21 protein-coding genes are annotated in these 25,921 nt (G+C 63.8%); 17 read left to right on the top strand and 4 right to left on the bottom strand.

Annotated elements, in window-relative coordinates; translation table 11 throughout:
- Positions 1-17: 17 nt before the first annotated feature.
- Positions 18-338 carry a helix-turn-helix domain-containing protein gene (locus ACX80O_RS02225; protein WP_459332371.1) on the top strand — a complete coding sequence of 107 codons (321 nt, stop codon included), beginning with the start codon at positions 18-20 and terminating at the stop codon, positions 336-338.
- Between the two features lie 53 nt (positions 339-391).
- On the opposite strand, the gene ACX80O_RS02220 is transcribed toward ACX80O_RS02225, so the two are convergent.
- Positions 392-1,030: a hypothetical protein gene (locus ACX80O_RS02220; RefSeq protein ID WP_459332370.1), complete on the bottom strand. Its 639-nt coding sequence runs from the start codon at positions 1,028-1,030 to the stop codon at positions 392-394.
- A gap of 149 nt (positions 1,031-1,179) precedes the next feature.
- Here ACX80O_RS02220 and ACX80O_RS02215 point away from each other — a divergent pair, with 149 nt between their 5' ends.
- From ACX80O_RS02215 to ACX80O_RS02165, 11 genes are all read left to right on the top strand, one after another.
- Complete coding sequence (locus ACX80O_RS02215) at positions 1,180-2,751, top strand: alanine/glycine:cation symporter family protein (protein ID WP_459332369.1); 1,572 nt, start codon at positions 1,180-1,182, stop codon at positions 2,749-2,751.
- 126 nt (positions 2,752-2,877) lie between these two features.
- Positions 2,878-5,415, top strand: a complete 2,538-nt coding sequence (gene pcrA / locus ACX80O_RS02210; protein WP_459332441.1) for a DNA helicase PcrA — start codon at positions 2,878-2,880, stop codon at positions 5,413-5,415.
- A gap of 107 nt (positions 5,416-5,522) precedes the next feature.
- Positions 5,523-6,779: a glycosyltransferase 87 family protein gene (locus tag ACX80O_RS02205; RefSeq protein ID WP_459332368.1), complete on the top strand. Its 1,257-nt coding sequence runs from the start codon at positions 5,523-5,525 to the stop codon at positions 6,777-6,779.
- Positions 6,780-6,934: 155 nt separating this feature from the next.
- Positions 6,935-8,104: an ADP-forming succinate--CoA ligase subunit beta gene (sucC, locus tag ACX80O_RS02200; RefSeq protein WP_459332367.1), complete on the top strand. Its 1,170-nt coding sequence runs from the start codon at positions 6,935-6,937 to the stop codon at positions 8,102-8,104.
- Positions 8,105-8,163: 59 nt separating this feature from the next.
- Positions 8,164-9,066, top strand: a complete 903-nt coding sequence (sucD, locus tag ACX80O_RS02195) for a succinate--CoA ligase subunit alpha (protein WP_459305252.1) — start codon at positions 8,164-8,166, stop codon at positions 9,064-9,066.
- A 220-nt stretch (positions 9,067-9,286) separates the two neighbouring features.
- Positions 9,287-10,342: a zinc-dependent alcohol dehydrogenase family protein gene (locus tag ACX80O_RS02190; RefSeq protein ID WP_459305251.1), complete on the top strand. Its 1,056-nt coding sequence runs from the start codon at positions 9,287-9,289 to the stop codon at positions 10,340-10,342.
- A gap of 140 nt (positions 10,343-10,482) precedes the next feature.
- Positions 10,483-11,106 (top strand): TetR/AcrR family transcriptional regulator, encoded by a 624-nt coding sequence (locus ACX80O_RS02185; RefSeq protein WP_459332366.1) that lies wholly within the window; start codon positions 10,483-10,485, stop codon positions 11,104-11,106.
- Positions 11,103-12,752 (top strand): MDR family MFS transporter, encoded by a 1,650-nt coding sequence (locus tag ACX80O_RS02180; RefSeq protein WP_459332365.1) that lies wholly within the window; start codon positions 11,103-11,105, stop codon positions 12,750-12,752. Before ACX80O_RS02185 ends, ACX80O_RS02180 begins: the two co-directional genes overlap by 4 nt.
- A 166-nt stretch (positions 12,753-12,918) precedes the next feature.
- Entirely contained in the window at positions 12,919-14,475 is a 1,557-nt protein-coding gene (locus ACX80O_RS02175; RefSeq protein WP_459332364.1) for an alkaline phosphatase D family protein, read from the top strand.
- A complete protein-coding gene (locus tag ACX80O_RS02170) occupies positions 14,472-15,734 on the top strand; it encodes an alkaline phosphatase family protein (RefSeq protein ID WP_459305247.1) in 1,263 nt (420 codons plus the stop codon). Before ACX80O_RS02175 ends, ACX80O_RS02170 begins: the two co-directional genes overlap by 4 nt.
- Before the next feature lie 43 nt (positions 15,735-15,777).
- Positions 15,778-16,215, top strand: coding sequence for an SRPBCC family protein (locus tag ACX80O_RS02165; protein WP_459305246.1), 438 nt, complete (start codon positions 15,778-15,780; stop codon positions 16,213-16,215).
- Positions 16,216-16,236: 21 nt separating this feature from the next.
- On the opposite strand, the gene ACX80O_RS02160 is transcribed toward ACX80O_RS02165, so the two are convergent.
- Positions 16,237-17,334 (bottom strand): VIT1/CCC1 transporter family protein, encoded by a 1,098-nt coding sequence (locus ACX80O_RS02160; RefSeq protein ID WP_459332363.1) that lies wholly within the window; start codon positions 17,332-17,334, stop codon positions 16,237-16,239.
- Positions 17,335-17,676: 342 nt separating this feature from the next.
- Between ACX80O_RS02160 and ACX80O_RS02155 the strand changes: the two genes are divergently transcribed.
- The 4 genes from ACX80O_RS02155 (at position 17,677) to ACX80O_RS02140 (ending at position 21,484) form a co-directional block, all read left to right on the top strand.
- A complete protein-coding gene (locus ACX80O_RS02155; protein WP_459332362.1) occupies positions 17,677-18,072 on the top strand; it encodes a YidH family protein in 396 nt (131 codons plus the stop codon).
- A gap of 10 nt (positions 18,073-18,082) precedes the next feature.
- Positions 18,083-18,418 carry a DUF202 domain-containing protein gene (locus ACX80O_RS02150; RefSeq protein WP_459332361.1) on the top strand — a complete coding sequence of 112 codons (336 nt, stop codon included), beginning with the start codon at positions 18,083-18,085 and terminating at the stop codon, positions 18,416-18,418.
- A gap of 82 nt (positions 18,419-18,500) precedes the next feature.
- On the top strand, positions 18,501-20,207 hold the full coding sequence (locus ACX80O_RS02145; protein ID WP_459332360.1) for a long-chain-fatty-acid--CoA ligase: 1,707 nt from the start codon (positions 18,501-18,503) through the stop codon (positions 20,205-20,207).
- A 35-nt stretch (positions 20,208-20,242) separates the two neighbouring features.
- Complete coding sequence (locus tag ACX80O_RS02140) at positions 20,243-21,484, top strand: AI-2E family transporter (protein WP_459332440.1); 1,242 nt, start codon at positions 20,243-20,245, stop codon at positions 21,482-21,484.
- 100 nt (positions 21,485-21,584) lie between these two features.
- On the opposite strand, the gene ACX80O_RS02135 is transcribed toward ACX80O_RS02140, so the two are convergent.
- Positions 21,585-23,117, bottom strand: a complete 1,533-nt coding sequence (locus ACX80O_RS02135; RefSeq protein WP_459332359.1) for a sodium:solute symporter family protein — start codon at positions 23,115-23,117, stop codon at positions 21,585-21,587.
- A gap of 186 nt (positions 23,118-23,303) precedes the next feature.
- Between ACX80O_RS02135 and ACX80O_RS02130 the strand changes: the two genes are divergently transcribed.
- Positions 23,304-23,882, top strand: a complete 579-nt coding sequence (locus tag ACX80O_RS02130) for a helix-turn-helix domain-containing protein (RefSeq protein ID WP_459305349.1) — start codon at positions 23,304-23,306, stop codon at positions 23,880-23,882.
- Between the two features lie 27 nt (positions 23,883-23,909).
- Here ACX80O_RS02130 and ACX80O_RS02125 read toward each other — a convergent pair whose 3' ends face one another.
- Positions 23,910-25,718, bottom strand: coding sequence for an APC family permease (locus ACX80O_RS02125; protein WP_459332439.1), 1,809 nt, complete (start codon positions 25,716-25,718; stop codon positions 23,910-23,912).
- Positions 25,719-25,921: the final 203 nt, after the last annotated feature.

The raw sequence follows: 25,921 nt of genomic DNA, 5'->3' as shown, positions 1-25,921 counted from the left end.
TGTCCTACCTTTGACACATGAGCACACAGCCTGCACACACCAGGGTTCCTCGGTTCGAGTTGAAAGATCGACTCCGCCTCGCACGAGAGGTGGCTGGGTTGGAACAGATCGACGTGGCCGAAGCCCTCGACATGAGCCGCGCCACTGTCAGTAACTACGAGCGGGCGGTGACAACCCCGGGCAAGCTGGTCATTAACGCGTGGGCAGTAACCTGCGATGTGGACGTCGAGTGGTTGAAAACCGGCCACGACACCGAAGAAACGCCACCGGGAGATGATCCAAAGGGGCAAGTAGGGCCTGGCGCTGGGGCCGGGCCACGGAGTCCTCATTCCCTTTAGGAGAGGGACGCTCTATCCTACTGAGCTACAGAGGCGGGTACAGCGGTATCAGCTTACCTGCTTTCCGGCAGTGGCCCACCCTGGCCGGTCGGCGGCGCGAGGACCTTGCCGCGCACGCCGGCCGGGAGCAGTACGGCCAGCAGGCCCGCGATGCAGGACAAGCCCAGGAGCACCCAGCGCGCTATGGTGAGTGCCGAGACGAGGGCCACCCGGCCGTCGTCGGGTGATCCGGCGGCCAGCAGGGCATCGATGGCGACGTTTTCCCAGAGGTCCACGATGGCGAAGAGCAGCGGCGGCGACCAGAGCACCCAGCGCAGCCAGCGGCGATCGACGTTCAGCTGGATCAGCAGCAGCCAAGCGATGCCAAAGATGAGCGGGAATAAGGTTCCGGCGGTTTTGTGGAGGTAGCTCAACTGACCCAGGGCGTCGCCGTCCATGGCCGCTTGCAGGTCGGTGACGTGGCCCGCTCCGTAGCCGCCAAACATCATGTCCGGCATGGTCAGCCCGTCGGCCAGTTGACTCATTTGGCCGAGGGAGAGCAAGTGGTAGTACCCGAATAGCAGCACCGCGGTGACAGCGGCGGCGATCAGGACCATGTTTCCGTTGCTGCGGGGGGGAGCTGGCGTCGCCTCCGGGATGCCGGCTGCGGCGGCCCCATGCTTTTTAGCGATCTGTGCACGCGTTTTGGACATTCCCCAATTATCCCCGCTGACCGGCTCAACCGGAGGCACTACATGCCTAACTGAAGGGAGTCTGTGAACTACGTTACGTTTTGGCGTCATTTTCGCGTTATAGGCGTCTGTGATTGCAAACACAAGACGTTCTGCGGTTGTTTTGTTAGATGGCAATTAACCAAGCTCTACCTATAACCAGCGTTGCGGACGAAGTCGGATGGCTCGCAGCCGTCGAGGATGCGATCGACACAGTCTTCGCCCCAGCCACCGAAGTGTTCTCCAGCATCATTTTCTTCCCCGTTACCATCGGGGATTTCAGTTTTCCCATTCTGGTTGCCTGGCTCATCATCGCTGGGTTGGTCTTCACCGTCTACTTCGGGTTCGTCCAGTTCCGCGGGCTCAAGGTCTCTTACGAGGTCATCCGCGGCCGGTACTCCACGAAGGACGACCCGGGGGAGGTCCCACACTTCCAGGCGCTCACCTCAGCCCTGTCTGGCACGGTGGGTCTCGGCAACATTGCCGGTGTTGGGGCTGCGATGGCACTCGGCGGCCCGGGTGCCACGTTCTGGATGATCCTCGCAGGTCTGATCGGCATGGCCACCAAGTTCGCCGAATGTACTCTCGGCGTGAAGTACCGCGAAGTCCACGCGGACGGCACCGTCAGCGGTGGGCCGTTCAAGTACCTCCCGATCGCGTTCGCCAAGTTCGGTAAATTGCCCGCCAAGATTCTGACCGGCATCTTCGCCGTTGCAATCCTCGTTTTTGGTATCGCTGGCGGCAATATGTTCCAGGCCAACCAGACCTTCGCTCAGGTGCAGGAAGTCACCGGCGGCGAGGACGGCCTGCTTGGCAGCGCCGGTGCCGCCCTGATCTTCGGCCTGGTGCTCGCCGGGTTGGTTGCAGCGGTCATCCTCGGTGGCATCAAGTCCATCGGTGCCACCACCAGCCGCCTCGTTCCGGCGATGGCGTTCATCTACGTCGCAGCCTGCCTCACCGTCATCATCGTCAACATCGAGCAGGTGCCGGCAGCCATCGGTGCGATCATTGATGGGGCCTTCAACCCGCAGGGCTTCGCTGGCGGCGTCCTCGGCGTCATGATTGTCGGCTTCCAGCGCGCCTCCTTCTCCAACGAGGCAGGTGTTGGTTCCGCAGCCATCGCACACTCGGCTGTGAAGACCCGCCGCCCGGTCAGCGAAGGGTTCGTTGCCCTCTTCGAACCACTCATAGACACTGTGCTGATCTGTACCATGACCGCGCTCGCCATCGTGATCGCCGGGACGCCGAGCCTGCAGGCCGGCATCGATCAGGTGCAGGGTGGCGGCGACGCGCCCGACGGCGTTATCCTCACCTCCGATGCGTTCGCCACGGTGATCCCCTGGTTCCCGATCGTGCTCGCAATAGCAGTGGCTTTGTTCGCCTACTCAACGCTCATCACCTGGTCTTATTACGGGCTGAAGGCGTGGGAATTCCTCTTCGGCCGTGGCAAAACCGCCGAGGTCGTCTACAAAATCGTTTTCCTGTTCTTCACCGTCGTCGGCTGCGTGCTGAGCTTCGGGCAGGTCATCAAATTTGCCGATGCCGCACTGTTCCTCTGTGCGTTCATCAACCTGCTCGGCGTGTACATGCTGCTGCCGGTCATCAAGCGGGAAATGCGCGAGTACCTGGCAGACCGCAAGAGCGGCAAACTGCTGCAACTCGGTATCGACTCCGAAGACATCGACGCCGCCAAGCCTTCGTAAACTGTCTCTCACGAACGCCCAACGCCCGCCGGCTCAGACGAACCGGCGGGCGTTCTGCGTTTGGGGTACGTCGCCGCCAATCCTGTTTCGTCAGAGCCAGCAACTAGACTTGATGGCACCATGGATATGCTTTTCGACCCACACCTCGGCTCATCACCCGCAAGCGCAGGGCGGCGCCCGACGGCGTCGGCCCGGCCCGGATCCGCCAGCACCGAGTCCGCCAGCACCGAGTCCGCCATTGACGCGGCTGCCGGCTCCGCTGCCGCTCGCTCCGATGAAGTACAGCACGCCAGCGGCGGGCGCCGGGACGACGCGCGGGCACGCGAACTCCTGGTGGGGCTGAACCCGCAGCAGGAGGAAGCGGTGCGCCACAGCGGGTCGCCGCTGCTAATCGTGGCCGGCGCTGGCTCCGGCAAAACCCGGGTGCTCAGCCACCGGATCGCGTACCTCCTGGCCATGGGTCGTGCCCACCACGGCGGAATCCTGGCGATCACCTTCACCAATAAGGCTGCGGCCGAGATGCGCGAACGCATCGAAGCCCTCATCGGTGACGTGGCCAAGCGCATGTGGATCTCCACCTTCCACTCCTCCTGCGTCAGGATTTTGCGGCGCGAGGCAGCATCGGTCGGCCTGAACTCGAACTTCTCCATCTACGATTCGGCCGACACCCTGCGGCTCGTAACCCTGGTGGCCAAGGGACTGGACCTGGACCCCAAGCGGTTCACCCCGAAATCCATCCAGCACAAAATCTCAGCGCTCAAAAATGAGCTGATCGATGAGGAAAGCTACGCCAGCTCGGCCAACCATTCGGACCCGTTCGAGCAGGCCGTCGCCGAGGTCTACACGGGGTACGCTCAGCGGATGCGTCAGGCCAACGCGATGGACTTCGACGACCTGATCGCCCAAACCGTCTACATGTTCAGGGCCTTCCCCGGTGTGGCTGACTACTACCGCCGCCGGTTCCGGCACGTCCTGGTTGACGAATACCAGGACACCAACCATGCCCAGTACGCCCTGGTGCGCGAGATTGTAGGGATCACCCAGAATCCGAGCGACGACGGCGAAACGATTCCGCTGGCCGAGCTGACCGTGGTGGGAGACTCGGACCAGTCAATCTACGCGTTCCGCGGTGCCGACGTCCGGAACATTGTCGAGTTCGAGAACGACTACCCCAACGCCCGCACCATCTTGCTGGAGCAGAATTACCGCTCCACCCAGACCATCCTCAGCGCTGCCAACGCGGTGATTTCCCGGAACCCCGACCGCCCCGACAAGAAGTTGTGGACCGCTGAGGGAGACGGCGAGCTCATCGTGGGCTACGTGGGCGAAAACGAACACGAGGAAGCCCGGTTCATCGCCGAGGAGATTGACCGGCTCCAGGACGAGGAGAACCTCCGCCCCGGTGACGTAGCGATCTTCTACCGCACCAACGCCCAATCCCGCTCCATTGAGGAAATCCTGATGCGCGTGGGCTTGCCCTACAAGGTGGTGGGCGGCACCCGGTTCTACGAGCGCAAGGAAATCAAGGACGCGCTCGCCTATCTGCGGGTGCTGGTGAATCAGGACGACGTCGTCAACCTCCGCCGGGTCCTCAACGAGCCCAAACGCGGGATCGGAGACCGTGCCGAATACGCCGTCGCGGCGCTCGCCGAACGGGAACGCATGTCCTTTATGGCGGCGCTCCGCCGGGCGGACGAGGCACCGGGTCTGGCAACCCGGTCGATGAACGCGGTGAACGGCTTTGTGAAACTGATTGACGACCTCGCCGAGGTGGCCGACGGGTCGGGTGCGTCGGCGGCTCTCGAAGCGGTGCTGGAGCAGACCGGCTACCTGGCGCAACTGCGGTTGAGCAACGACCCGCAGGATGAGTCGCGGGTAGAAAACCTAGCGGAGCTGGTGGCGGTGGTTCGCGAATATGAGCAGGAAAACCCTGACGGTACGTTGGGCGATTTCCTGGAACAGGTTTCGCTGGTGGCCGACGCCGACCAGATCCCCGACGCACCCGAAGGTTCTGCCGCGGAGGTGGAAAAGGCTGTCGCCGAGGCCAAACGCCTGGGTGTGGTCACCCTGATGACCCTGCACACCGCCAAGGGGCTTGAATTCCCGGTGGTGTTCCTGACCGGTATGGAGCAGGGAATATTCCCGCACCAGCGCTCAGCCACCGACCCGAAGGAGCTGGCCGAGGAACGCCGGCTCGCCTACGTGGGGTTGACCCGTGCCCGGCAACGGCTCTACATCACCCGGTCCGAGGTCCGGAGCATGTGGGGCCAGAGCCAGTACAACCCGGCGTCGCAGTTCGTCGGCGAAGTGCCCAATGAACTCATCACGTGGAAACGGGAAGGCGCCTCGGGGCCGGTCTGGTCCGGGGGCGCAGCCATTGGCGGGAACAACCGGTTTAGCGGGTCTTATTGGGGAGCCGGGACCGCGAGCGACGACACGGGGCGGGGGCTGCCCACCCGGTCAGCGACCGTCGTCGGGCGGGTCCAACCGCAAAAGGAAGTCCTCTCGGTCGCCGTGGGAGACAGGGTCAACCACACCAGCTTCGGCAACGGGACCATCCTGGCCGTCGAGGGTGTCGGAGACAAGACGGTGGCGAAAGTGTCGTTCGACGTCGGCGAGAAGCGGCTGCTGCTGCGGTACGCGCCGCTGACCAAGACCGGGTAACAGGCCCGCGCTCAGCGCAGCAGAAGCCAGGCGTCAAGCGGTGTGCCTGTTGCACCACCGGTCCTGCTGTGATTTTCCCGTTGTAAAGTGCCTCTAGACTCGGAGCTATGCGTTTGAAGGTCTCTCACCGGTCGTCGGCGCGGGCGAGGGCCACTGTCTTGGTGCTTGGATTGCCTATAGCGTTGTTCGCCGTGGTGGTTGTGGCGCAGATCCACGGACTCGATTTTCGGGTATACCGCGACGGCGCCCTCGCCATGCTCTGCATGGGCGGCGATCGCGAGCTGTACGGGTCCGCCCCGGGAACGCCCGGTCTGCCTTTCACCTATCCTCCGTTTGCGGCTCTGGCTTTTACCCCCTTCGCCTTTATCCCTGACTGGTTGGGTTTGTGGTTCATTACCGGCACATCGCTGGTATGTCTGGTGCTGACAGCCATCTTCGTCGTCGGCTACCTGACGAAAAATAGATTGGTCCCGGGGCGGGGCGGCGATCCGGGGGTCGGCTCGGTCTGGCCAGTCGTCGTCGCAGCTGTCCTGATAGGTGTGATGGGTCCGTGGCGGGAAGGGCTGGGTTTCGGCCAGATCAATCCCATGATCATGGTGCTCATCGTCATGGACCTTATCCGTCCGGCGACCCGCGTGCCGCGCGGCGCGCTGATTGGATTGGCTGCCGGAATCAAACTCACCCCGCTGGCATTCGGGTTGATCTTCCTGGTGCGCCGCGACTGGCGGGCAGTTATCGCTTTGGGAACCTCGTTCGCCGGAACCATCGCCGTCGGGTGGCTGTTCATGCCTGGACAGGCCAGCACGTTTTGGTTCAGTTCGCTCTCCAATCCCCATCGGGTCGGAGACACGTCCGACATGTATAACGTCTCGCTGAATTCTCTGGTCTCACATCTCGGAGCACCGGAGTCCCTTCAGCGGCCCCTCTGGCTCAGCAGTGCACTGGCCGTGATCCTTCTGGGGTTCTTCACCATCCAGCGCGCGGAACGCAATGGCGACCTGGTGGCGGCGATCAGCGCAAACGCTATTGTGATGCTTGCCATCTCACCGATCTCGTGGTTCCACCACTGGGTGTGGATTGTTCTCATCGTCCCGGCGCTCTATGTTTCGGCAAAACGTCGGCCCCTGGTCGCTCGAAGAATCGGGATTGTCGTGATTATGGCAATGATTCCCCTGTTCATGCTGTCGTCGATCACCATCACCTTTGCCCTGGACGGCAAGGTCAGCGGACGGGGTCCAGTGGGTTTGGAAGTGTTCACGAGTCTCGGCGTCGTGCTGGCGATCGTTGCCCTGGTCTACTGGCTAACCGAGCGACGAGGCTTGATCGCCGACATGACGCCAGGGAAACTGGCTGGCCGAGCCTGACGCTAGGGAGTGCGCCATAGCTCATCCAACGACATTTCTACAAACCATAGAAGTGTGCCCTTGGTCACTAAACCGGTAGTCTGTGCAGGGCGCCGAGCGCCGAGGGACTAAAGTTCCCTGTGTAAACCTACTTCGACGTAGAAGGACACTGGCCTGTGGATCTGTTCGAATATCAGGCGCGCGATCTTTTTGAGGCACACGGGGTACCCGTGCTCGCCGGCATCGTGGCGCACACCCCCGAGGAAGCAAAGGCGGCGGCCGAGAAAATCGGCGGCGTCGTCGTCGTCAAGGCTCAGGTCAAAGTTGGCGGCCGCGGCAAAGCGGGCGGCGTTAAAGTCGCCAAAACGCCCGACGAGGCGTTCAAATACGCCTCGGACATCCTTGGCATGGACATCAAGGGTCACACTGTTCACAAGGTGATGATCGCGCAGGGCGCCGACATCGCCGAGGAGTACTACTTCTCGGTATTGCTGGACCGGTCCAACCGCAACTACCTGGCCATGTGCTCGGTAGAGGGCGGCGTGGAGATCGAGCAGTTGGCCGTGGAGCGCCCCGAGGCGCTGGCCCGCATCGCCGTCGACCCCGCCGTCGGCATTGACCAGGCGAAGGCCCGTGAAATCGTCGAGACGGCTGGGTTCGCCCCTGAGCTGCACGACGGTGTCATCACCGCGATCATCAAGCTGTGGGACGTCTTCGTCAAGGAGGACGCCACCCTCGTGGAGGTGAACCCGCTGGTCAAGACCGGAAGCGGCGAGATCATCGCCCTCGACGGCAAGGTCACCATCGACGAGAACGCTGGCTTCCGTCAGGCAGGCCACGCGGCCCTTGAGGATCAGGATGAAGCCGATCCTCTCGAAGCCAAAGCCAAGGCCAACGACCTCAACTACGTCAAGCTAGACGGCGAAGTGGGAATCATCGGCAACGGTGCCGGCCTGGTCATGTCAACGCTCGACGTCGTCGCCTACGCCGGCGAAGCCCACGGCAACGTGCGGCCAGCCAACTTCCTGGACATTGGCGGTGGAGCATCAGCGGCCGTCATGGCAGCGGGGCTCGACGTCATCCTGAACGACCCGCAGGTCAAGAGCGTGTTCGTGAACGTGTTCGGTGGCATCACCGCGTGTGACGCGGTCGCCAACGGCATTGTTGAGGCGCTTCAGATCCTGGGCGACAAGGAAAACAAGCCCCTGGTAGTCCGCCTCGACGGCAACAACGTTGAGGAAGGCCGCCGCATCCTTGCCGAGGCGAACCACCCGATGGTCACCCTCGCCGACACCATGGATGAAGGCGCCGACAAGGCCGCCGAACTGGCTTACGCCGCCCGCTGATCGAGCCTGCACTTCCCGGCTTACGAACGTGCCGGGTCCAAAGGATTAAGGAATAACGTATGTCAATCTTTCTCACCAAAGACTCCAGGGTCATTGTGCAAGGCATCACCGGCGGCGAAGGCACCAAGCACACCGCGCTGATGCTCGCTGCGGGTACCCAGGTGGTCGGTGGAGTCAACGCCCGCAAGGCTGGCACCACGGTCACCCACGGCGATGTCATCCTGCCGGTCTTCGGCAAGGTCAGCGAAGCCATGACGGAAACCGGCGCGGACGTCTCTATCGTGTTCGTGCCCCCAGCCTTCACCAAGGACGCGGTCGTTGAGGCGATCGAGGCTGGCATCGGCCTCGTCGTCATCATCACGGAAGGTGTTCCCGTGCAGGATTCGGCCGAATTCTGGGCGCTTGCCCAGTCACGCGTCGACGCCGACGGCAACCAGGTCACCCGGATCATTGGACCCAACTGTCCCGGTATCATCACGCCGGGCGAGTCCCTGGTCGGCATCACCCCGGCGAACATCACCGGCAAGGGCGGCGTGGGTCTCGTCTCCAAGTCAGGCACCCTGACCTACCAGATGATGTTCGAGCTGCGCGATCTGGGCTTCTCGACCGCCATCGGCATCGGGGGAGACCCCATCGTGGGGACCACCCATATCGACGCACTTGCTGCGTTCGAGGCGGACCCGGAAACGAAGGCCATCGTCATGATCGGTGAAATTGGTGGCGACGCTGAAGAGCGGGCCGCCGAGTACATCAAGGCCAACGTCACCAAGCCGGTGGTCGGCTATGTGGCGGGCTTCACGGCTCCCGAGGGCAAGACCATGGGTCACGCCGGCGCCATCGTCTCCGGCTCCGCGGGAACGGCCCAGGCCAAGAAGGAAGCCCTTGAGGCTGCCGGGGTCAAGGTGGGCAAGACGCCATCCGAGACCGCCACACTGCTCCGCGAGGTGTACGCGGGACTGTAATTCCTTCACCGAGAGGCCCCGGGGGCTGGATTCGTCCAGCCGCCGGGGCCTTTTTTGTGCCCTCGGCGCACACCCGCCCGTTGGGAGGGGGGCGCCGTCGGGCATAGACCTCCATGCTCACCGGGGAGCCAGTCTTAGTGGGCAGCTGTGCCGGAATCCGTGCCGTGATGGCCGCGCTAGGCTGATTGAAGACCCACACCCCCCAGTCTGAGGAGTATGCATGCGTGCCACAATCATTCACGGTCCCGGCGACATCAGGGTTGAGGACCGTGACTATCCGACGATCAAGCGTCCAACCGACGTCATCGTGAAGGTCACTGCCTCCTGCGTTTGTGGCTCGGATCTCTGGCCGTACCGCGGGATCAGCAAGAACCGCGGCACCCGGGCGATCGGGCACGAGTTCGTTGGCGTCGTCGAGGAGGTCGGCGCCGAGGTGAAAGACCTGGCCGTCGGCGACTTTGTGATTGCCCCCTTTGTCGACAGCTGTGGCGCATGCCCCCAGTGCCTGAACGGAGTGACAGTCGCCTGTGACCACCTCACCTCCTGGGGAGGCGACGATGAGTTCGGGCATTACGTTGAGGGAGCACAAGGTGAGGCTGTCCGCGTACCCCAGGCAGAAGGCACCCTCCGACGGGTTGACGGCGTGACGGATCCCGACCGGGAACTGACCGCGAGTCTGCTCACCCTTTCCGATGTGATGTCCACCGGGCATCACGCCGCGGTGAGTGCTCAGGTGGGCCCGGGCCGCACCGTGGTGGTGGTCGGCGACGGCGCCGTCGGCCTGTGCGGTGTGCTGGCGGCGAAACGGCTCGGTGCCGAGCGCATCATCGCCATGTCCCGGCACGAGGACCGGCAAGCGTTGGCGCGCGAGTTCGGCGCCTCTGACATTGTCGCGGAGCGCGGCGAGGAGGGCGTAGCAAAGGTTCGTGAACTGCTCGGGGGAGTGCTGGCGGACTCGGTGCTCGAGTGCGTAGGCACCAAGGAGTCGATGGAGCAGGCCCTGGCCAGCACCCGTCCCGGCGGAAACCTAGGGTTTGTCGGCGTTCCCGCCGGTGGCGCGGAACTACCCATCGGTGTGCTGTTTTCCAAGAACATCACAGTGGGCGGCGGTATGGCGCCGGCCCACACCTACATCCCGGACCTACTAGCCGATGTGCTTGCCGGGAAGCTCAACCCGGGCAAGGTGTTCGACGTCGAGATGCCACTCGAGGATGCAGCGGAGGCCTACAAAGCCATGGACGAGCGCCGCGCCATCAAGGTGCTCCTGAAGCCGTAGCTCCACCCCTGAACGCGCCGGCAGTTGTTGCACAGCGACTGTCGGCGCGTCGGGCGTTCAGCGCCCACCTGAACACGAAAATTGTGCAGCGCCGCAATTTTGCGGTTGTGTAAAACGTCACCGAGTGGCACAATCGTTCGGTGAGTCAACTACTTTCCCTGCGGGACCGGAAACGCACCGAGACGTGGGCCGCGCTGCATGATGCTGCCGCCCGGCTCACCCTCGAGCACGGCCCCGACCGGGTCACCACCGAGGCGATCGCCGCTCAGGCCAATGTTTCGGCTCGCACCTTCTTCAACTACTTTGGCACCAAAGAGGACGCGATCCTCGGCCTGCAGGATCCGTCAATCGACGACACCTGGCTGACGGCATTCGACGTCGAAGCGAACCTCCTCGACCAGGTGTCCCGATTGCTCGTCCAGGTGGTGCACTCCACCGAGGGTGGCGGCGACGGCGAAAGTCTCCGCATGGAGGTGATGCAGCAGTTCCCGCAACTCCGCCAGCGCCGTTTCGCCTACTTCCTGAAGGTAGAACAGCTGGTCCGCGACGTGGTCACCGTGGGCATCACCGACTCGGCAAAATGGGCCGACGTCGCTCACCAGCACCGGTCCGAAGACATTTCCCGCATGATCGTGCTGATCGCCGGAGCACCCCTGCGCTACGCGATGCAGGAGTCCGCACACGCCCCCACCCTTGACCACCAGTTCGCGGCCCTCACCACCGCCAACGCACTCCTCAGAGAGGTCCTCCCGGAAATCCAATGAGCACCAGTACCACAACCGCACCGGCCGCCGTTGTCGAGAAACGCACCGGCATGCTCCTGCTGTTCATCGGCCTCATGCTCTCCATGCTCCTGGCGGCCCTCAGCCAGATGATCCTCAGCACGGCGCTACCGACGATTGTCGGCGAGCTCAACGGGGTTGACCAGATGCTCTGGGTGATCACCGCCTACATTCTGACCGCCACTATCGTGATGCCGATCTACGGCAAACTCGGAGACCTGATGGGCCGCAAGAACCTGCTGCTTATCGCGATCAGCATCTTCATGGTCGGCTCGATTGTTGGCGGTCTCGCCCCGGACATGCCGTGGCTGATCACGGGCCGCGCCATCCAGGGACTTGGCGGGGGCGGGCTGATGATCCTGTCCCAGGCGATCATCGCCGACGTCGTCCCCGCCCGCGAACGCGGAAAGTACATGGGCACCATGGGTGGCGTCTTCGCGTTCGCCTCGGTCGCCGGACCCCTGCTCGGAGGCTTCTTCACCGAAGGCCCCGGCTGGCGCTGGATGTTCTGGATCAACATGCCGCTCGGCGTCCTCGCGCTCCTCGTGGTGGGGTTCTTCCTGCACCTGCCGAGCCGCAAGATCAACAGCTCCCGGCTCGACATCGGGGGCATGATGCTGCTGGCCATCGCCACCACCTCCGTAGTGCTGGTCGGTACGTGGGGCGGAACCCAGTACGACTGGACCTCGTCGGTCGTCCTCGGTCTCATCGCTGCAACAATCATCAGCGGTGTCGCCTTCGTCATGGTGGAGCGACGCGCCGCCGAGCCGATCCTGCCGATGCACCTCTTCCGGGAACGCAACTTTAACCTGACCACCGCGGGCGGCCTCCTGATCGGCGTCACCATGTTCGGTGCCATTGGCTACCTGCCGACCTACCTGCAGATGGTCACCGGCGCCAGTGCCACCAACTCAGGTCTGCTGATGATTCCGATGATGGGTGCGCTCCTGCTCACTTCCACCGGGTCGGGGATCGTCGTCAGCCGGACCGGCCGTTATAAATGGATGCCCATCGTGGGGGCACTTATTGTCGCCGTCGCACTCTTCCTGCTCTCGACCATCCAGCCGGCCACCGCGCTGTGGATCATCTCCACCTACATTGGTCTGCTCGGCGCGGGCCTGGGCCTCAGCATGCAGATCCTGGTGCTGATCGTGCAGAACACGTTCCCCAACCGGATGGTCGGAACGGCCACCGCCTCCAACAACTACTTCCGCCAGATCGGTGCGACTCTGGGCTCGGCGATCGTCGGCAGCCTCTTCGCCACGCGGGTCGCCGATCTGTTGACCGAACGTCTTCCTGGTGGGTCGGTGACCACCGAGGGCGGCGCCAACTCGCTCACCCCGCAACTGGTCTACACGCTGCCGGACGCCGCCAGGAGCGCAGTGATCGAGTCCTACAACGACGCCCTCACCCCACTTTTCCTCTACCTGGCGCCGCTGGGACTGATAGCTGCCGTGCTGTTGTGCTTTGTGGAGGAAACACCTTTGGCCACGGTAATCGAGCCGGACCCCCTTACATCCGCACCACTGGGCCGGGCCGACATGGGAACCCGGCCAGACACGGGGAACACGCCACCGGAACCAACTTCAGGCCAACTTTCGCCGTCGAGTACTGAAACACTGCGTTAACGTTGCCGCACAGGCGGGATAATTAGTCGCCGGCACCTCATCGTCGTTATCTAATTGAGACATGATGCCCCTCACTCGACGAACTTTACTGCGCTCCGCAGGTGTCACCGCGGTAGCCGGGGCTGCCGCCTGGCCGACAGTCCTTCCTTCGGCCCAGGCTGCTCGTGTGAGCCGGCCCACGGTCAGCCCCCAGTTCCGGTTCGGGGTCGCCTCCGGTGACCCCCTTCCGAACGGCGTGCTGCTGTGGACGCGGGTCACACCGGAAGCCGCCGCGACCCCGGGCTCCGGCAGAGGGGCGGACGTCACGGTTAAGTGGGAGGTGGCATTGGACCCAGCCTTCCGCCGCGTCGTTGCCCGCGGCGCCACGCTGACAGGAGCCTCCCGTGACCACACCGTAAAAGCTGAGCCAAGGGGCCTGGCTCCAGCAACAACCTACTGGTACCGCTTCAGCTTCGGAAAGACCGTCTCACCGGTTGGCCGGACCCGGACTGCACCGGCACTGGGTGCACCGGTGGATAAGCTGCGAATTGGCGTCGTGTCCTGCGCTAACCTCCAGGCAGGTTGGTTCTCTTCCTACCGGCACCTAGCCGCCCGCGGTGACCTGGATCTTGTGCTGCATCTCGGCGACTACCTCTACGAATATGCTCCCGGTGAGTACCAGGCCCGCGACGTCGTCGTCCGGCCGCATGACCCGGCCGTCGAGATGACCACCCTGGAGCACTATCGCCGACGCCACGCGCAGTACAAGACCGACCCTGATCTCCAGGCGCTGCATGCCGCGGCGCCGTTTGTGGTGACCTGGGACGACCATGAGTCTGCCAACGACGCCTGGGCGAATGGTGCGGAGAACCATACCGAGGGAGCCGAGGGGGCCTGGCGAGCGCGGTTCGGCGCCTCGCAGCAGGCCTATGCCGAGTGGATGCCCGTCCGGTATGAACCGGGTGGCAACTTATACCGGCGGCTCACCTTCGGGGCACTGGCCAGCATTTCGATGCTGGATCTGCGTAGCTACCGTAGCGAGCAGGCATCCTCAGTGGTGGATCCCGCCATCAACAGCCCGGACCGCACCATTACCGGTGAAGCTCAAATGTCCTGGCTGCTCAGCGGGTTGACAGCGCCGGAAGCCCAATGGAAGTTGGTGGGCAACCCGGTCATGATCACGCCGGTTCGCTTCCCTTCGACGCTGAGCGCGTCAGAGGTGGGTGCCGTCCAGGAGCTGGTCGGCACCACCACGGTCGACGGTGCTCCTTACAACGTCGATCAGTGGGACGGCTACACGGCCGACCGGTCGCGGGTCCTTCGGCATCTGCGGGACAACGCTGTCACCGACACGGTGTTTCTGACCGGTGACATCCACTCGGGTTGGGCCTGCGACCTTCCGGCGGATCCTCTCACCTACCCGGCTTCGGGCAACTCCGTTGCCACCGAACTGGTCTGCACCTCAGTGACCAGCGACAACCTCGATGACATCCTGAACGTTCCCCCTCGCACAGCGTCGATCGCGGTGGAGGAGGCCTTCAAAGCCAGCAATCCACACGTGAAGTACCTGGACTTCGACTCCCACGGGTACTCGGTGCTGGACGTCACCCCGTCCGGGGTTCGAATGGACTGGTACGTGTTGTCTGAGCGAACAGACAAAGCCTCGACCAGCAGAATTTCCACCTCGTGGCGGGTCGACGCAGGCACTCAACGCGTCACTCCTGCTGCAGGCGGTGTACTGTGAGCGGCTCCTCACGCAGGCAGTTCCTGCGGATAGCCGCGGCAGGTGGAACCGCCGTCGTTCTTTCCGGAATGCACGGTGCGGCTTGGGCGCGGACCACGGCGGCGAGCAGCCCGCTCAGGGTGTATGTGCTGGTGGTGGATGGCTGCAAACCCAGCGAAATTACGTCGTCGCTCACACCGAATTTGGCGCAGCTGCGGTCACAAGGCACCAACTTCCCGGCTGCGCGCTCCCTGCCGGTGATGGAAACCATTCCCAATCACGTCATGATGATGACCGGCGCCCGGCCCGACCGGACCGGGGTGCCAGCGAACAAGATCTATGACCGCGCCGAGTCGGTGCTGCGCGATCTCGACCGGCCCTCCGACCTCCGGTTCATCACCCTCTTGGAACGCCTGAATGCGGCGGGCCATACCACCGGTACCGTGCTCAGCAAGGACTACCTGTTCGGTATTTTCGGTGAGCGGGCAACGTACCGCTGGGAGCCGAACCCGATCATTCCCGTGAGCGGCCATGCCCCGGACGTTGCGACCATGAACGCGCTAATCGCTATGGTGGACTCGGTGGACCCTGACCTGGTCTTCACCAACCTGGGTGATGTGGATCGGATGGGCCACAGCGATCTCAGCGGCACCACGGTGAAGGCCGCGCGTACCGCTGCCCTCAAATCGACTGACCTTCAGGTGGGCCGGTTCATCACCCGTCTTAAAGAAACGGGGAAATGGGAATCCAGCGTAGTTCTCGTGCTGGCCGATCATTCGATGGACTGGTCCATTCCCACCAACGTTATTTCGGTGAATTCCATCCTCGGCACCCGTCCCGACTTGCGCTCGCAACTGGTGATCGCCCAGAACGGTGGCGCCGACCTGTTGTATTGGATTGGTGATCCTGCGGCACGGGAGGCGGCATTGACGGAGATCCGGGGTCTGGTGTTGTCGCACCCGGGAGTGCTCGCCGTTGATGTTCCAGCCAATCTCCGGCTTGGACCGGAGGCGGGGGATCTGATCGCTACCTGCCGGGCTGGCTGGCGCTTCTCGGATCCTGCCGTGGTGTCCAACCCGATTCCCGGAAACCACGGTCACCCGGCGACTGAGCCCATCCCGTTCTTCGTCACCGGAGGCCACCCACGGGTGAAACGCGGCCGGGTATCATCCGAACCGGCGCGAACCATCGACGTCGCACCTACGGTCGGGACACTCTTCGGCCTGGGCGCACCGGCTGGGGGTTATGACGGTGCTCCCCGCACCGTAGCGTTCAAATAGGCGTGGTCTGGGAGCGCCAGCCTGGGCAGGGCAGAATAGGTTCATGAGCCCCTACCTGATTACCCGTGAACGATTCATCAACGCACCCGCAAGCGACATCTTTGAGGTTCTGGCAACGCCCGCGCTGCATAGCGTCATCGACGGCTCGGACACGGTCAAGGGCGAGCAGCCGGGTGGCCCGCAGCGCCTCTACGAAGGTGCCAAGTTCGGGATGGACATGCGCATCGGGGCGAAGTACAAGATCCTCAACAAGGTCACCGAGTTCGAGGAGGGGCGCCGGATCACCTGGCGCCACTTCACGAAGGCCACCTGGAGTTATACCCTTGAGCCCCGCGATGGCGGCACTTTGGTGACCGAGCAGTGGGATGCCCGCTCGGTCACCGGGCGCATCGTCCTGCGGCCCATGGGATTTCTCCGCAAGAATCCCGCCGCGATGGAGAAGACCCTGGTGAAGCTGGAGAAGTACGTCACGAAGGCCTGACCTCCGGACAACAAGACCCGATCAGAGGAGCCCGACCCCGAACAGCAGCCCCAGCAGATAGGTGGCGGCGGCGGCACCCAGTCCGATCGCCACCTGCCGCAGCGCCAGCTTCAGGGGTGACGCGCCCGAGAGCAGCCCGACGACGGCGCCGGTCCCCAGCAGCGCCAAACCGACCAGGACGCAGGCGATGATCACGGCTGGCAGCCCGCTGAGCCCGACCAGGTACGGCAGGATGGGGATCACGGCGCCGGAGGCGAAGAAGCAGAAACTGGACGCGGCTGCCCCCAGCCCCGTCCCGATCTGCTCGTGTTCATCCTGGCTGCCAACGGTTTCTGGTTGGAGGGACAGGCTCGGATCGCAGTCGCAATCAACCAGGCCCAGCCGTTCCGAGGCGCGGTGCTCGGCCGCTTCCCGGGACATCCCCCGGGCCCGGTAGACCAGCACCAGTTCGTTGGCGTCGATGTCCAGCTCTTTGGCAGCGGTCAGGGTGATCTGGGTGGGTCGGGACGCAGCCAGCAGTTCACGCTGCGACCGCACCGACACGTACTCGCCGGCACCCATGGATAAGGCCCCGGCCAGCAGACCGGCGATGCCGCTGAAGAGAACGAACCCGGTGGAGACGCCGGTGGCGCCGACGCCCAGCACCAGGGCCAGGTTGCTGACCAGCCCGTCATTGGCCCCAAATACTGCTGCCCTGAAGTTGCCGGACAGGCGGTTTCGGCCGCGGGTCGCCAGCCCACGGATCACCTCTTCGTGGATCTGCTCATCGGCTGCCATCGCGTCCGTTGCCGTGGGATCCCCGGCGTAGGGTGACCTGCTTTCGGCCCGTTGGGCCAGGGCCAGCACAAACACGCTGCCAAAACGCCGGGCCAGGAAGCCGAGCACCAGGTTACGCAGGGAGGGGCGGGCCGGTTTCCCGGCGTCGGGGCCCAACAAGAATAGCCAGTGTGCTTCGTGCCGACCTTCGGCTTTGGCCAAGGCGAGCAGAATTTCGCGTTCCTCGCCGTCACGGCGGCTCGCCAGATAGCGGTAGGTCGCCGCCTCGGCGCGTTCATCTGCCAGATACTGCCGCCAGCGGCGGATATCGGCGGGCGCTGGATCGTCGTGGGATTGTGTCACGTGGGTCTCCTGGTCTGTAGCGACCAGGGCCGTGACGGGGCTCCGGCCGTCGTAAAGCGGCCGAAGGTCTCGCTCGCCGGCAGCCTTCGCCGGTGGATTGCCGGGCCATCGTCATCGATGGCCAGTGTGTCGACAGGCCGCTGCTCAGTTCCCCGGGTGGCAAGGGTGCTGAACGGGAGCTACTCCCCTTCTCGGGTTCAATCCTATCCCGGGTGCGTTCCAGAGCGAGACCGCCCCTCCGCCGAACAGCGAGATCTGGCGACTCGGCGAGTTCAAGTGGTCGCGAGATCTGACTGTGCGGCGAGAGGAGAAGGGAGGGAGGGGGCTCGCTAGGATGAGGGGATGGCCGTCTCATCAGATAAATCTCCTCACCGCGTGTCTCTGACGCAGCGGTTGCTGGGTGGCGGTACCGATCCGGATCCCCGGTTCACGCTGGCCAACGAGCGGACCTTCCTCGCCTGGATCCGGACATCGCTGGCGCTACTGGCCGGCGGAATCGCCGTTGAGGCCTTCGCCGTCGACCTGTTTGACCCGGTGGTCCGCAAAGCCATCGCGATCCTGCTGTTGTTGCTGGCCATGCTGATCGCTGCAGCGGCGTGCTTCAGATGGTTGAGCGTAGAGCGGGCCATGCGCCACGGATCGCCGCTCCCGCTCCCGCTCCTTGCCCCGTTACTGGCTCTCGGCGCGACGGTGGTCGCGGCCGTCGTCGTCGTTGTCGTGGCCATCCGACCGGCCTGACCGCGTCCGGATGAGCAGCGCGAAGCCCGCTGACACGGGGCTCCAGCCCGAACGCACCTCATTGGCCTGGGGGCGCACACTGTTGGCCCTGGTGATCTGCGGGGTGCTCTTTGTGCGCTGGGTGCCCCAGCACGGGTGGTTTGCCTTGATCCTCATCACCGCGTTGCTGGCTGCGGCGCTCGGGATCTATGTAAGCCAGCGGGTCCGATACCGCCGCAGCCTGAAAGGGATGGGCAGCGGTGTCCTCGCGGCGGACGTGGCAGCAGTACTCGTGACCTCGGCGGTGGTGATGGCAGTCGGCGCGGCTGGTATTTACGCAGTCCTGTTCCGGCCACTACATGACTGAGACGTAATCTAAGGGGCAGTGGGTGATCGGCTGCCCCGCCAATCAGGATAGAGTTCAACAGGCTTAGACAGAAAGTAGACTGATGACTTTTGAAACCACTGCCCCCTGGGTGCGTAACTACGGACCGGGAGTCCCCGCCGCCGTCGCCGTCCCGGATGGTTCCCTTGTCAACCTCGTCGAGGAATCTGCGCAGCTGTACGGCCAGAAGACTGCCCTCGAGTTCTTCGGCGCCGAGACCACGTACCGCCAGCTCGATGAGGCGATCCAGCGGGCCGCCGAGGGGCTGCGCCGGCTCGGCGTGGTGGCGGGCGACCGGGTGGCCCTGGTACTGCCCAACTGCCCGCAGCACGTAGTGGCCTTCTATGCGGTCCTGCGGTTGGGAGCAATTGTGGTCGAACACAACCCCCTCTACACCGACCGCGAGTTGAGGCACCAGTTCGAGGACCACGGAGCGCGGCTGGCGATCGTCTGGGACAAGGCCGCGCAGCGGGTGCAGGACCTCCCGGCCGACGTCCCGGTCACCGCCCTTGTGACGGTCGACCTGACCCGGGCAATGCCGTTCTCCAAACGGGCCGCCCTGCGGCTTCCCGTCCGGAAAGCACGGACGGCCCGGGGTGCGCTGACTACCAGCTCCAAGCTGTCCGGCAGCAGGAGCGTCACCTCCTGGGACTCCCTGGTGGGGAACAAGCGGTTGGCGGCCACCCACCCCGGCCCGGTAGCCACCGACGTCGCCGCCCTGCAATACACCAGCGGCACCACCGGGCACCCAAAGGGAGCAATCCTCACGCATCGGAATCTGCTGGTCAACGCGGCTCAGGGGCGGGCCTGGGTGCCGGGCCTTGACGATGGCAAAGAGGTTATCTACGCTGTCCTGCCGATGTTCCATGCCTACGGGCTGACCCTCTGCCTGACGTTCGCCATGAGTATCGGGGCCCGCCTGGTGCTGTTCCCAAAGTTCGATGAAGACCTGGTGCTGGACGCGGCGAAGACCCATCCGCCCACGTTCCTGCCCGCGGTCCCGCCGATCTATGAGCGTCTGGCGAAGCGCGCTGTGGAGCGCGGTGTCAGCCTGAAGAGCGTTCGCTTCGCAATTTCCGGTGCGATGAACCTGCCGCCTGCAACGATCGAGTTGTGGGAATCGGTGACCGGCGGCTATCTGGTGGAGGGGTACGGGCTGACCGAAACGTCGCCGATCTCCCTTGGGAACCCCATTGGTCCCAGCCGCAAGCCCGGGACCGTGGGGGTGCCGTTCCCGAATACTGAAATCCGCGTGGTCGATCCGGAGGATTCGACAATAGATCGAGAGCCGGGCGACGCCGGTGAACTGCTGATCCGCGGGCCCCAGGTGTTCAAGGGGTACTGGCGAAATGATGAGGACACGCGAGCCGTCCTGAGCGCCGACGGCTGGTTTAAGACCGGAGACATTGTCCGGGTCGACGCCGATTGGTTCGTTACCATCGTGGACCGGATCAAGGAGCTTATTGTGACCGGAGGCTTCAATGTCGCCCCCACCGAGGTGGAGGAAGCTCTGCTGAGTCATGACAGTGTGGCCGACGTCGCGGTGGTTGGAATGCCGCAGGCCGGGGGAGGCGAGGAGGTGGTGGCCGCCGTCGTCGTGCGTGACGGACACCCGTTCAGCGGTGACACCCTGAAGGCGTATTGCCGGGGCTCGCTGGCGGCCTACAAAATACCGCGCCGTATTGTTGAAGTAGACGAACTGCCGAGGTCACTCATTGGCAAGGTGCTGCGGCGCCAGGTTCGAAACCAATTGATTGCCAGCGACAGCTGAGCTGGGTTACCTGAGGAAACAAGGAGATAGTGACTGTGTTTAGCATATTCAGGCGCACCACGGAGGCGCCTCGTGGACAAGAACACCGCGAGGTACCAGCCAGCGTCGACACCGCGCAGGGGCCGGCGAGTCCATGGAAGGACTCCCTGGGCCGCAGCAGTACGAGGGCCGCGCAGGTCCTGCTGCTTCTGATCCTCGCTGTAGTGGTGATTTTCGGGCTAATTCAGATCCGGCTGGTGGTCATTCCGCTGATCATTGCCCTGATTCTGGCGGCCGCGATTGGTCCGCTGGTGAACTGGCTCCGGCGCAAGGGATGGCCAAGTACCGCCGCCACAGCCTTTTCCTTCCTCCTCCTGCTCGGTGTGCTGGGCGGCATCGTCACTGGAATTGTCTTCGCCGTCCAAAGTCAGGCCGACGAGCTGGTCGATAGCGCTTCGCAGGGCTTTGACCAGATTTATGAGTTCATCCTCAACGGCCCGCTGCCGATCGACGAGCAGCAGATCGCTGATGCGCAGGTAGCGTTGGTTGACTTTGCGACCAGCGCCACCGCCGGTGCCGGTGCAGTCAGCGGCATTACTGCCGCCGGAGAGTTCCTTACCGGGGCGGCGCTGATGGTGGTGATCCTGTTTTTCTTCCTCAAGGACGGCGACAGGATCTTCGCTTTCATCCTCCGCCCTTTCAAGGGTGAACGACTGGTCAAGGCGCGTCGGGTGGGCGTCCACGGGTTAGAAACCCTTGGTGGATATGTTCGCGGAACAGCAATCGTTGCGTTGGTGGACTCAGCAGTCATCGGCGTTGCTTTGTTCGTGCTGGGGATTCCGTTGGCACTGCCGCTGGCGGTCATCGTCTTCGTCGGTGCGTTCATCCCCCTCGTGGGTGCGACGGCTGCCGGCGCTCTGGCCGCGTTGGTGGCACTCGTGGCAGAGGGGCCCACGACGGCGCTGATCGTCGTCGTCGTCGTGATCGCGGTAAACCAGATCGAAGGAAACTTCCTGCAGCCGGTGGTGATGGGCCGTTCCCTGAGCGTCCACGCGCTGGTTATTCTGGTGGCGTTGACCGCTGGCACCATTCTGGCCGGCATCGTCGGAGCCATTCTGTCGGTTCCCCTTGCTGCGGTCACGTGGAGTGCCATCAAGTCCTGGACTGGTGAAGAAGATGGTCTGATCACTCCCGCGGACATCAAACAAGCCGAAATCGACACCAAGGCCGACGCCGTTGGCCGCGGTCGCAGCAGCAGGCCCGGACGGAAGATCGGTGCCTCAATAGCCAAACCGTAAACCTCCCGGATCGAGTCAACATCGGGTTCTGGCAGGAAACCGGTTATATCTGTTGACTCGATACTCGGGTGGGGTGGGCTAGCGGGGTCGGTGGCGGGGGCTAGCGCGTGGCGGAGACGCCAGGCACCTGGGCGTCGTCGTCATGCGCACCGGCTACCCGACGCTCCCAGGCGGCCATGACCGCCGGATCGGTCCGCTTGGTGATCAGGGAGACGACAATGAAAACAAACGCCGAGGCGCCCAGACCGTAATAGATCGGCTCGTTCGCGTAGATGCCCTCGTACTGGTTCTCGGCATTGACCTCAAGGTAGATCATGGTGCCCAGCGTGAAGACGGTGCCGGCAGCCATCGACGCAGCTGCGGCAACGCCGGTGGCCCGCTTCCAGACCAGGCCGCCCAGGATGGCGATCAGGAGTCCGCCGACCAGGATGGCGTAGGCGATGGTCAGCGCTGCGACCACATCCTGCACCACGACGGCTAGCGCGATCGTCACCAGGCCCAGGCCCAGCACCCACCGGCGGTTGGCTGCCACATCGTGCTCGGGATTATCGGCGGCCTCTTCGGTGGAGGTGTCGATGGTGGTCTGCCCGCTGCGGCCGAACCAGCTACTCACGAAGGGGACGACGTCGGCGCGCGCCACGGTGGCGGCGGCGATCAGCGATCCTGAGGCGGTGGACATCATGGCGGCCACGGCGGCGGCGAGGACCAGTCCGCCAATACCGATGGGCAGGACGTTGATGGCAATGTCGGCGTAGACGTCGTCCTGGGACTCGATGTTGGGCAGGATGACGCTGGCCGACATGCCGATGACCGCTCCCGCCACACCGTAGAGGATGCAGTACACGCCGGCTGTGACGCCGCCCCACCGGGCTACCGTCGGCGTCTTCGCTGTGAATACGCGCTGCCAGATGTCCTGCCCAATGAGCAGGCCCAGGGTGTAGACCACGAAGTAGGTGATGATGCTTTGGAGCCCGATGCCGGTGATGCTGAAGAACTCGTCTCCCGCGCGCTCGGAGATGCCGTCGAAACCGCCAGCGTTGATCAGGGCGAAGGGAAGCATCAGCGCAAACACGCCGATGGTTTTGATGATGAACTGAGCCATGTCGGCGAGGGTGATGGACCACATGCCGCCGATGGTCGAGTAGATCAGGACGATCGCCCCGCCGACGGCGATGGACGCCGCGCGGTCCCAGCCGAACAGCACCACGAAGATGGTGGCGTAGGCGCCGGTCGAGGTGGCGCAGAGCATCAGGGTATAGGCCAGCATGACGATGCCCGACGCCTTGGTGGCTTCGGCCCCGTACCGCAGGGTGAGCATCTGGGAAACCGTGTAGATCTTCAGTTTCTGTAGGGTGGGCGCAAACAGGAGGCTGAGCAGCAGCACGCCGACGCCGATGGCGACCACCAGCCACATGCCGGAGATGCCGTAGGTGTAGCCGAGGCCGACGCCGCCGACGGTGGACGCGCCGCCGAGCACGACTGCCGCCATGGTGCCGGTATAAAGAAGTGGTCCGAGGCGTCGGCCGGCGACGAGATAGTCGCTGGTGTTCTTGGTGCGGGATTTGCCCCACCAGCCGAAGGCCAGCATGCCCACGAGGTAGATCACCACAATCGTTATATTGATGAATTCCATGGTGCTCCTGAATGAGTGGACGATAAATGGAAAGTAACCTATAGGAAACTTATGTTTCGCTATAGGCTAGTTGTGATCTTCCTAACACGTCAAGTAGGCGGGCAGAAGGTCTACTGGGAAATCCTCGGTATGCTCAGAGTCGATGTTCGCCCGGGGGAGAGCCCTGGTCAGAGAGACGGGACGCCAGTGAAGGCCTTACCTGTAGAACCTAGTAACGCCCCGGTGGCCATCGGGTCACGCATCCGTGCTGCCCGCCAATCCCAGCGGATGACCATTGAGCAGGTCGCCGCTGCAACGTCCCTGACCAAGGGATTCCTTAGCCGGGTTGAGCGGGATCTGACGTCGCCGTCGGTCGCGTCCCTGGTCACGCTGTGCCAGGTGTTGTCAGTGTCGATTGGCGATTTGTTCCAGGTGCCGGAAACCCACCTCACCCGACTCGGCGAGGCGCCGCGCATCAGCCTCGGGGGCGAGGGGATCAACGAGCGCCTGATGACCGCCCGCTCGGAGCGCCGGCTGCAAATGATTCGCGCGGTGATCGAACCCAATGGGCGCGGCGAGTCGGAGCTCTACTCGGTGGACTGCGAAGTCGAAACACTCCATGTGGTGGCGGGCAAATTTGTCCTGATCTTCTCGAATGACCGTTACGAGTTGGAGGCTGGAGACACCGTGACGTTCCCCGGCCGCGAGCCGCACACCTGGGTCAACCCCACCAATGAGCAGGCGATTGTGCTCTGGACTCTGGTTCCTGCCGCCTCGGGCGGATGATCTCCGCTTCCGGCAAGGGGTCCGCTGTCAGCCGACGTGCACCCAGGGCCTGCGGGTCACATCGGGCTCCGCTTCCCGGAGGACCTCCCGGGTCACCGGGGCAATCTCTCCCTCGCCCGTGATGAGGAACTTGAACAGATTAGTCAGCGGATGCCCCTCGGTCCAGCGGAAGTAGACGTGCGGCATCAGGCCGGTGATGTCACGAATGTGCAGCATCACCGCGGCGATGGTGGCGGGCACGTTCGAACTGTGGACCTCGAGGATCCGATAGCCATGCCGGGTCACGCCGTGCACCTGCAGGGCGGTCTCGAACTCTGACGAGTCGTCAACAATCACCTCAATGAACAGCGGATTATCGGCGGGGGTCAAATGGCTGACCGTGCAGGCGTGTTCGAGTTTGCGGCGGTAGGCACCCGCCGTGAGACGCTGCGGCTCGTGCGCGATCAGGAGGATGTCGCCGTCGTCGGTCGAGGCGACGAATCGGAGCGCTTCGTCGTCGAGCCGGATCCCGGTGGTTCGCAGTTCAAACGCGCGGCTAAAACGCGACGCAAGCGAGACCACCACGATGCCCAGGATGAACAGACCGGCGATCCGGACGCCGTCGGGCCGCTCCACCATGTTAATGATGGTGGTCAGCGACAGGACCACGGTGACGAGGCCGAAGCCCAGGGTGGCGAGGGTTTGGCTGCGGCGCCGCGCAGAAAGGGTGACCGCCACCGATGCCGAGGTGATGAGCACCAGCACGCCGGTGGCGTATGCGCCGCCCTGGGCCTCGACGTCGGCCTTGAACGCGATCGTGACCAGGAAGGCGACGGCGGTGAAGACGATGACCAGGGGGCGGACAGCCCTGGACCAATTAGGGGCCATCCCGTATCGCGGGAGGTAGCGGGGGACCAGGTTAAGGAGCCCGGTCATCGCTGAGGCGCCGGCGAACCAGAGGATGGCGATCGTGCTGATGTCGTACGCGGTCCCAAAGCCGTCGCCCAGGTATTTGTGCGCCAGATAGGCCAGCGCACGGCCGTTGGCTTCGCCGCCCTCCTGGAATTCCTCGGCCGGAATCAGGATGGTGGTCGCAATGCTTGACGTGATGAGGAACCCGCTCATGATCAGCGCGGCGGAGGTCAACAGCTTCTTGGCGCCGGCGATGCGGCCTGCCAGGTCTTCTTGCTCACCGCCCGGGTTGCCCTTGATCAAGGGCATGACAACGACGCCGGTCTCGAACCCGGACAGGCCCAGCGCCAGGCGGGGAAAAACCAGCAGTGCCACGACTACCATCATCATGGGGTCGCCATGCTGGGTATTCAGGGCCGTCCACCAGTCCTCGACCAGCGGCGACTGGAGGGCTACCTGCCCGAGAGCCACCACAATCACCACTAGATTCAGTGCCAGGAAGACGGCGACCAGTGCGACGGCGATACCCACTGCTTCACGGAACCCACGGAGGAACACCACCGAGAGCAGAGCCAGGAAGACCAGGGTGATGATGACCTCCTGGCCGTGCATCCAGCCGGGGGCAAATGGGTTTTCGATCAGGTGGGCGCTGGCATCGGCCGCGGAGAGCGTCATGGTGATCAGGAAGCTGGTGGCAGCGAAGCCCAGGAGCACAAGCACCAGCATCTTGCCACTCCAGCGGGGAAGCAGGCGCTCCAGCATAGCGATTGAGCCTTCGCCATTGGGGCTTTCCTCGGCCACACGCTTATACACCGGAAGCGCGCCGAGGAGAGTGACCAGGACCAGGACAATCGTCGCGATGGGGGACAGCACGCCCGCTGCGACGGCGGCGATGGCCGGCTGGTAGCCAAGTGTGGAGAAGTAGTCGACGCCGGTCAGGCACATCACCTTCCACCACGAATGGGTGGCGGTGCTGTTCGACCGCTTCGGCTTCCGTTGGTTCTCGTCGTCCAGCAGCCAATGGCCGAGCCGCCGGGCCCGGCGGGAGGCTTTGATGTTGCGCAGAGTTGTCGTCACGCCTTGACTGTAGGCCCTGCTGAGGACGGAATCGGCGGTATTTATGGATCCTTTACGGAGCAGTTTCGGCC

The sequence above is a fragment of the Arthrobacter glycogeni genome, assembly GCF_054511155.1.
The sequence above is the reverse complement of the archived record's forward strand: the minus strand, read 5'-3'. Positions and strand labels throughout refer to the sequence as shown.